Annotated in this window: 1 protein-coding gene; it reads right to left on the bottom strand. The window is 37.2% G+C overall.

Annotation, left to right across the window (positions count from 1 at the left end; genetic code table 11):
* Window positions 1-1,203, bottom strand: a 1,203-nt coding sequence (locus BCR22_RS10930; RefSeq protein WP_069654927.1) for an ISL3 family transposase, incomplete at its 3' end; no start/stop codon positions are given.
* Window positions 1,204-1,291 lie beyond the last annotated feature (88 nt).

Here is a 1,291-nt window from a genome sequence, read left to right as displayed (position 1 = left end):
TACTTTTATATGGTTATTCAAGCATTCTAATGGTCCGTTGGAATAAGGCAAATTCAACGCATTTTTAATGCCCGTTTGAACTTTTTTAAAGGTAGTAATGGTTGTTTGATAATAAGCTGGAAACCTAGAATAATCTTGTTCTAATAGCGCGTGAAACCGTGCGTAATCTCTTGTTTGTATGGCATAGAGAAACTCCTGATAACAGGTATAGCCAGCTTTCAATTCTTCATCATAGGCAAGTAATCGATCCACAAGTTCTGTTTCTGTTAAATAGGTACGGAAGGAAGGACGCCATTGGCGTTTTTCAAAATTAAGCTTCGATTGATTCTTTTGAAGCAGTTTCCAGTATTTCTTCAAGTGACGGTATTTTTTTGTTTCTACAGGTCCTTGATGGAGAAAAGTATTCATTCGCTGAATGCGGTGTTTTAAGAACGTTCGCCCAATGTGTTGCACAATATGAAAGCGGTCAAGAACAATCTGAGCCATGGGAAATAGTTTCTTAATTAAAGAAAAATAAGGCGCATACATATCGCAAACAATGTACTTTACACCTTCACGAACTGCCAAAGGAAATCGTGAGAAATAGCGTTCTAAAAAAGGAAGTTGTCGATTTTCAACGACATCCATTAACTGTTTTGTTTGCCCATCCATCATGATAAAGCTCATAGAAGCAGCGACTTGTTTCACTGATTTGAATTCATCAAAACAAAGGACTTCTGGCAAGGTGAGCCGATTGATTTTTTTTGGTTCGTAAAATTGTTTCAATACGCGATAAACAGAAGAAACGGAGACCTTCTTTTGACGGGCAATTTCGCTCATAGATGTGGTGTTTCTTAAACGATCGGCAATTGAGAGCTTCACTTTCTTCGAGATCGAACAACACTTTTCGATAAGACTTGTTTCAGCGACAAAGGTTCTTTCACAAGAATGACAGAAGAAACGGCGTTTCTTCAACCGTAAGTATGTTTGGTATTCAGAAACATCATTTACTAAAATCTGACAGGTTGTAAAGCTCCAACGAATAATCGAGCCGTCTTCTTTGGCACCACAATGAGGACAGGAGTGGGCTAAATAGTCTAGCGTACCAGAAAATACCTGGCAGATCCGTCCTTTGATGCGTTCCTTTTTTAAAGAGTTTTCATTAAAAGTAATGTTTAAGTCTAGAATATCTAAGGTATTTTTGATAAGATTTGTATAGGACATCTTGATTTCCCCTTTTGATTGGTTTTCGTCGACTTAATTCTAAAGGATATCAGGGTGTCTTTTCTAGTATTTTGCATTAAAAAAGATG

It is taken from the genome of Enterococcus plantarum (assembly GCF_001730295.1).
Classification (GTDB): domain Bacteria; phylum Bacillota; class Bacilli; order Lactobacillales; family Enterococcaceae; genus Enterococcus_L; species Enterococcus_L plantarum.
The sequence above is the reverse complement of the archived record's forward strand: the minus strand, read 5'-3'. Positions and strand labels throughout refer to the sequence as shown.